Here is a 6,789-nt window from a genome sequence, read left to right as displayed (position 1 = left end):
TCACCAAAGAACAAATAACCCACGTCTGTACTTGTGTAGACCGCTATCAGTTCTAGGTTTTGCACCCTTGGGTTCACTTCGCCATTCTCGATTTTTCGATAAGTGTCTGGTGATAACCCGATTAACCTGCTCATTTCGAGTATGGTTAAATCTGCATGCCGTCTCGCTCGCTTGATTCGCGCTGCACGTTGCTGTCGATATTCAAGCGATTGGATTCGAGCGGCCTGTTTAGTCTTTGCGTCTCGCATTTTCATAGAAGCTCTCCACTTCACTTGCTAGTCGTTCTTCCTCGGTTGTGGTCGCCTTAATCAAGGCAACGCGATATTCATGTAACCGATTCTTTGACCAATCGAGGCAGAGCTTTTGCCACTTGATAACGGCAACCGGATCGGAAAGGTCGTAACCCGTCCCAAAACAGCTACAGCACTCCCACTTGCTAAATAACGACTTGGTGTAACCAGTGCCATTGCAAGTCGGGCAGCGATCCGGCTTGTCATCCAATGTCACATCGGCATCTTGTAACCGGTTCGCCAGAGCTTCGCGTTCGTCCGTAAGCTCTATGCCCTCGAATGTATCCAGGATTGATGGTGAGCTTTTGTCTCGCTCTCTTTGCCGTTGTTCCAGTTGAGATCGCTTAATTTCAGAAATTTCCTCACTCATCTTTCATTCCGAACACATCAATTTTATGCGGAGTATAAACCCACTTAAAAAACAATGCAAAAAGTATTGATACAAAAAACGAAACGATGTATTTTTGTCTCAGCAAACAGGCAAACAGACTCATATGAGGAATCAGCAAATGTCAGAGAACAACAGCAAAAAAGTTCACGACCAAATCCAAGCAGACGTTAAAGAGTACATGACCAACACCTCGAACAGCGTCTTAGACTTCGCTTTGGCCAATGCAATTAAGAGCGGTCAGAACAACCTATATGACTTGTGTAAAAAGTGGAAAATCCCAGTAGATAAGCTACTTAGCAAGATAAACACTTCTCTTTTCAAAGTGGATGATGATAAAATCCACCTCGCATAGACGGATACGTTTAGCTATCGGGATAAGAGTAATGAAAAGCTTCGGGGAAACTCGAAGCTTTTTTTCGCTTCAATACTTAATCCGAACGTTCAAGAATTTAAGGCATAAAAAAAGCACCTACTCATAGAGCAAAAGCTTATCGTTCGGAAACCCATTAAAACATCCACCAGCAACAAAAATAAACAAAAACCAACAAAATTAAACAACAACACTGTCGCTTTATAAAAGAAAAATAGAAATTAGAAAGCATCAATCGCGAAAGATAGTTTGAACTGATTCATCAAGAAACCTCGTCCGTAAGGTTCTGTTAGCACGCATTCCATTTAAAATCGCGGTATAGTGAAAAATAAACGCCTTATGTGATACCGGATCGTTTAGCGTCTTATCACCGTCAAATAGTTGTGTTTAATGCTGCTAACGGATAACTTGATGAGAGCCCAAGCTGAGCAACTGAATAGATAATGACCAAATTTGTCTTATGGGACGAGATGATTTCCGGTTTAAATTTAAGGTGTTATATAATCGGCCTAGTTTGAGTATGACGGAGCTATATACACAACGTCGAATCTTTATAGACAAACACAAAGACGTTCATTAACCTCGGTGATGTACAGAAAGCAAACAAACACAAAGCCATCTCAGGGCTATTTTTTACGAGATGCAATAGAATGAATCCATTCGCGGCAAAGAAGGTTTTATACCATTTCGCCGTTTGCAAAATGGGCTAAGAGTCTGAAATACTAAGTTCAGCAAGGATTGGAACAAAACGTTCCCCCACAACCATTGCTGGTGTGAAGAATATAAAAAAAGGCTGGATTCGAAGAACCCAACCTTTAATTAATTAGGAGGTAATTATGTAATCACCAACCAAGCTCGAAGCAGCTAGAAAGCTTCACTTCGTGCATGCGGGTAAACGATGGCGGCCACCATCAAAAACCCTTGTGCGTTGTCTTTAACCATAAGCCTTTGGAGAGGTAGATATGGTCAAGTTAGTTGATCTCTTGATTGCTTTAATCAAGTTAGTCACAGCCATAGTGCAAGCACTATTCGGCTAGACAACGTTGTCGCTCTAGAAGTACATTGTTGCTTCTAGAGCACACTTACAACTATCCAATAATTAATATTTCCTGTCAATTCGTGTTTTTGTCAAGAACTCACACAAATGCGGTCGTTATTCGTTGTAGCATGCCGTTGTCTATAGCTAGGATCATTAACTCATCCAAACAACAAAAACTTGTTGTGTATGTGGGAAACTGTGTAAATCTTTGATTTTCCAGTTATCCACATACGCTATAAAGATCTATATTTAACTATATCAATCTATGAGAACTATAGAACTATAAGATCTATAGGAACCGTAACGTATTGATTTAAATTGGTTTTAACTCGTTTAAAGATCTTTTTTTAGGTCTTTAAGTAACAAGATCTAGGTTTAATTGATCATTTATTAGGTGTTTGTGATCTTCTTACAGGCTTTAGTGCTACATAATCTAGGTGAAAGTGATCATATATCAGGTGATTGGATAACAGGTTTTAGGTGTTTCTGTTCTTAAATGACATATTTTAGGTGTGTGAGATGGTTGTATAGGAGTCTTGTCCGGTTTTTTCTACTTTCGAGTCAATGATCACGTCGAATTCCCTCCCATATACCTAAAATGTGTCACATAGCTCATTTCAACCTAGAAAATGTCATCTATCGAGCCCATGACCTAAAACTTGTTAGCTATCAGTAATCGTGTGTATCGGTTAGTTCTGAAAGGGTATCTATCTTTTCCATTAACGACTCTAATTCATGCATTCCATCATCATGCTTTTGTTGCTCTTTTTCTGAGTGTCGCTTTGACAAGCTAGCTTCAACTTTAAGAGCGTGGTCTTCTTTACCCACATAGCGGTACGCGATGGCAAGTGATTCTAGTTCAGACTCGGTGAGTCTGACTTGGTTTTGAAGCCTTTTCAATTCAAGTTGTCGAATTGTCTTAAGAGCATCGTGTTGATTTAGTTCATCAATTGAACCTAGTTTAACCCACCGGAAGAGAAACTTGATTCCAGTAATGGTTCTACCTTTCTTTACAACCTCAAAACCCTTATCACCTTGGCTGCTTTCTAAAAATAGAAGCTCTTTGCTAATCTGAGGGTGTTCAGAAAGTTCTTTAATGCTTTCCCTGATACAACGTTTCATAAATACGCTGTTGTTTTTGAAGGAACTTTTATCTTTTTTCAGCTTCCCTGATTCGTCCAAAAGCCCAAATATTCCTTTCAGTTCACTAAGCTTTTGCGCATGCATTTCAAAGCCCTTGTCTTTGAAGCGACTAAGCAGTTCGTACAAGCGCTTAGAATACTCCTTTTTCACCTCAAAGAAATTGCGAGTATTAATCAGAGCAAATCCTTGATTATATTCAATATACTCAGGTTTGAGCATATCGTTAGGAACCATCGTAAGTATGCCGTGTTTATAAGCGATATGTTTAAAAAGAGGTCTATAGTCGAATTCAATATCACCTTTCGGGGTTTCCACCTTTATCCCGATTTTTCGACTAGCTAGGCGGTTCGCTACTGGACTTAAGTTGCTACCGATATGTTTAGACTCAACACCTAACCACTCTGATAATTGATGTGAAGTAAACTCATAGTGTGGTGTTTTCTGTTCCCAATCACTTGGTTTCATATGTGCAATCATCAACGCAAACATATCTGCTTCCCTAGCGGATAGATCTTGACGACTAAAGACCAGTTGATGGCCTTTTTTGATATGTTTCGGGAGGTTATCGCTTACCGCAGGGTAGAAATATTCTTCATCACTCATGCAAATGCACATCCATAAATAACAAGATTTAGGTAATTATGACACATTTTAGGTCACGCATGTATAGAAATACTCACATCAAGCAGTGATTACAGATACCTGACTTGTACTCGCCCAACTGCGTCACGATAGTATTCAACTAAGCCTTGAGACTCTTTCTCGGAAATGGTGTTCATGTACTCTGCTAACATGGTGGCTGTATCACGAACCTTGTTCACGCTAGCTTTCACGGCGCTTGCAGCCTTGTTGTGCCAGCTAGCAATTACAAACTTAAGGTATGACATGAACTTAGGCGCTAAAGGCTGTTGGTGCTTGTTGTACAGCTTGATAACACGACGAGCTCCACTAGCTGATAGGCGGCCTTGCTTAGCAGCTAGTTGAAGTTCTTTCACCTCGTTAGCGTCACGTTTGAAGATTTTCAAAAACCAAGAATCAGACGGGATACCGTTATTAATTTTATTTTTACTCTCTGTAGAGAGATCTTTTGTATTTATGCTGCAATTTTTGTTTTTGTCTGATTGCTCGCAAGCCTTGTCAGCACTGGCTTCAAGAGGTTTTTCCACAGAAGCCCCCCCTAAATGCAATTTTTGTCTATTACAAAACTTCTCTGCCGCTTGTAGCGCGTATTTGTATGCACCAGTGAACATGTTTTGGATGCCATCAACGCATAGAGTGATGTGACGTTGACTCTGACCTGTTGCATTGTTTGGCTTTGGCTGGCCATAAGCGATCAGGCCAAGCTCTTTTGCGCTTTTGATGTAGTTATCAATAGTGCGCTTTATGATTGGCTTACAACCGTAACGGTGACAGTTCTCGTTGTAGGTGCGCGCTAAGGTATCGCTTGATGCAAAGCAAGTGTGACCATGCTTAAGGATAAAGCTTGAGATAGTTTCTAGTAGGCAAGCAAGCTTACGTTGTGCCAATGGTTTATTGGCTTTGATATTGGAAGCTTGTGTTCTGAATCCTGACTTCCAGTAACGAGGATTCAGCAAAAGAGGTGTAATTTGCATAAAATTCGCTCAAAAAAAAGACGCAAAAATTTGCCACCGATCTCTTTGAACGTTATACTTACACCTGCTTCAGTGTGGTGTAAGTAACGCTCGCTGAGATTGATGTTCTAAATCGCTTAAAAACATTCAATCTAAATGAGACTTCTTGGCTGCCAACCTCGTTGTCTCACCTGATTAGGCTTCGGTCTAATTCATTACGGCATAATGACTTTCCTTAAGTTCGTTTGTCGTGACGCTTTAAGTTTGCCGCTTAAAGCTCGATTTGAGTAAGAAAGCCCGCTCGCCAAAGCGGGCTTTTTTATTTTCTGTTGCCCGAAATCGAATCACTTTCTCTCTATCACGGTATCGTCATGATCTAATTACAGAAAAACTCCCCTATTATTGATCGTAAATGGTTGATCAAACAAGTCCCTGTATCAAAGTGATTCCGAACAAGGGGCGTTACCATCTGGCGCTAGAGTTTACCAAAAATTTTATCTATTTAAACTCCTTTTGGACGTGTTAATATTCCGAACACACCTAATTTTGTGGATAACTCTGTGATGAAATTTACTCCCCCACCAAGTGCTGAACAGCAATTAGAAACTCAAGTTAACCAATTAAAACAACAATTTAAGCGCCGACAGTTCCCAAAAAAGAACGCCCCAGCGCTACCGTTGGATTTGTTAGTAACAATCTCAGGTTGCACCTTTGGTTTGCATAGCCAAAAAGACGGCAGACTCGTTCTAAAGGCCGATAAGGCGATTAACTTTGATAAGGGTGTCAATGTGTTGCGCTCAGTGTCGTATATTGCTGGCGCGCGAGATAGCGTATCTATCGCTGGTTGGGACTGGCGACCAACGCACTTCAAGAAAGATAAACTCTACTTGCGTCCTGTCGCGCCTAGTGATTTATAAAATTCCGAATTGGCCACCAGAATTTTCGATTTAATTGAGTGTTTTTTGTACTTAATTACTAATCGCTGGTGGCGCTTTTTAATTGATCAACTTATTGGAATTTTCGTGATGAAGATCCGAAGTTGACGAATTGCTGTTTAATTTGAGGCGCAACACTCACTTTTTGCTCTACTGGAACGTAGCTATTTGTCGGTAAAGTTGCCATTTTTCGGGAACCTAGCGACTCAAACATAGCTCGCACCACTTGATGATCTTCCTTGGTGGCCATGTTGGCGATCGCTCTGCGCTGCGCATCGGTTACATAGATAGGTAAAGAGTCCACAACATCAAGCAGCATCGAGGTTGCCTTAGCGTTTTGCTCTACCTTTTCACGCAACTCTGCATTCACGCTTTCTAGGTACATAAGCTGGTTAGTAAGATCACCGACAAGCTCAACATTGGTCTGTTGAGTCATGTTCGCGTAGATATTACGCGCGGATTCCTCATCAAAACCTTGTTCCTGTAGCGATTCGAGGATCATTTGCTTGCTGTTCGCACTTTCCATCATCATGGCCGGATGGTCTAGGCTGATATAGTTCGGCTGCAACACGTAGTCCATACCGTGATATGAAGTCGTGATCGATGCCTCGCGTGTATCTTGGCCACCAGTCGCCCAACTCCAACCACCAGCACGGCTATTGTGCAAACCTAAAGCGATACGGCCTGTATCGGTATCTAAAAACTCTTGAGTGTGTTCAACAATACCGTCATCTGAACAGGTGATAGAGACTGTGCGGTTAGATGGCACGTTTTCTACCACAACCGGACGACCATTAATCATGATCACCTCAGTTTCACCGATTGAGAGCTTATTAGCGCGTTGGCGGGATTGATGGCCATAGTAACCATACGCTTCGCCTAGTCGTAGTAGCTCTTGAGTTCGTGGGCTGTTGATCATCGCTTGCACGGCTTTGATGATGTAATTGCGCTTGTTGGCGCTAAGCTTGCGACCGTCATTGAATAGGCTGAAACGGTCGGATACTTGTTTAAGTGCTTTTGCTGTCACTT

Annotated in this window: 7 protein-coding genes; 2 read left to right on the top strand and 5 right to left on the bottom strand. The window is 41.4% G+C overall.

Translation table 11 applies throughout. The features are described from left to right. Together R7F67_RS18725 and R7F67_RS18720 are read right to left on the bottom strand one after the other, a co-directional pair. The coding region (locus R7F67_RS18725; RefSeq protein ID WP_318057305.1) for a helix-turn-helix transcriptional regulator at positions 1 to 254 on the bottom strand (254 nt) is incomplete at its 3' end. Next, positions 229 to 660, bottom strand: a complete 432-nt coding sequence (locus R7F67_RS18720; RefSeq protein WP_161441356.1) for a hypothetical protein — start codon at positions 658 to 660, stop codon at positions 229 to 231. The genes R7F67_RS18720 and R7F67_RS18725, both read right to left, overlap by 26 nt. Before the next feature lie 139 nt (positions 661 to 799). Here R7F67_RS18720 and R7F67_RS18715 point away from each other — a divergent pair, with 139 nt between their 5' ends. Continuing rightward, positions 800 to 1,033, top strand: coding sequence for a hypothetical protein (locus R7F67_RS18715; RefSeq protein ID WP_206954369.1), 234 nt, complete (start codon positions 800 to 802; stop codon positions 1,031 to 1,033). A 1,726-nt stretch (positions 1,034 to 2,759) separates the two neighbouring features. Here the strand turns inward: R7F67_RS18715 and R7F67_RS18710 are convergent. Then, positions 2,760 to 3,836 carry a replication initiation protein gene (locus tag R7F67_RS18710; protein WP_054577229.1) on the bottom strand — a complete coding sequence of 359 codons (1,077 nt, stop codon included), beginning with the start codon at positions 3,834 to 3,836 and terminating at the stop codon, positions 2,760 to 2,762. Positions 3,837 to 3,925: 89 nt separating this feature from the next. Beyond that, entirely contained in the window at positions 3,926 to 4,846 is a 921-nt protein-coding gene (locus tag R7F67_RS18705) for a hypothetical protein (RefSeq protein ID WP_206954370.1), read from the bottom strand. 539 nt (positions 4,847 to 5,385) lie between these two features. On the opposite strand from R7F67_RS18705, the gene R7F67_RS18700 reads away from it, so the two are divergent. Further along, the gene (locus R7F67_RS18700) at positions 5,386 to 5,742 is read left to right on the top strand and encodes a hypothetical protein (protein ID WP_155604287.1); all 357 of its coding nucleotides are present in this window, start codon (positions 5,386 to 5,388) and stop codon (positions 5,740 to 5,742) included. Positions 5,743 to 5,833: 91 nt separating this feature from the next. On the opposite strand, the gene R7F67_RS18695 is transcribed toward R7F67_RS18700, so the two are convergent. Beyond that, the gene (locus tag R7F67_RS18695; protein WP_206954268.1) at positions 5,834 to 6,787 is read right to left on the bottom strand and encodes a head processing protein; all 954 of its coding nucleotides are present in this window, start codon (positions 6,785 to 6,787) and stop codon (positions 5,834 to 5,836) included. Positions 6,788 to 6,789: the final 2 nt, after the last annotated feature.

This window comes from Vibrio sp. YT-17 (assembly GCF_033337375.1).
Classification (GTDB): domain Bacteria; phylum Pseudomonadota; class Gammaproteobacteria; order Enterobacterales; family Vibrionaceae; genus Vibrio; species Vibrio alginolyticus.
The sequence above is the reverse complement of the archived record's forward strand: the minus strand, read 5'-3'. Positions and strand labels throughout refer to the sequence as shown.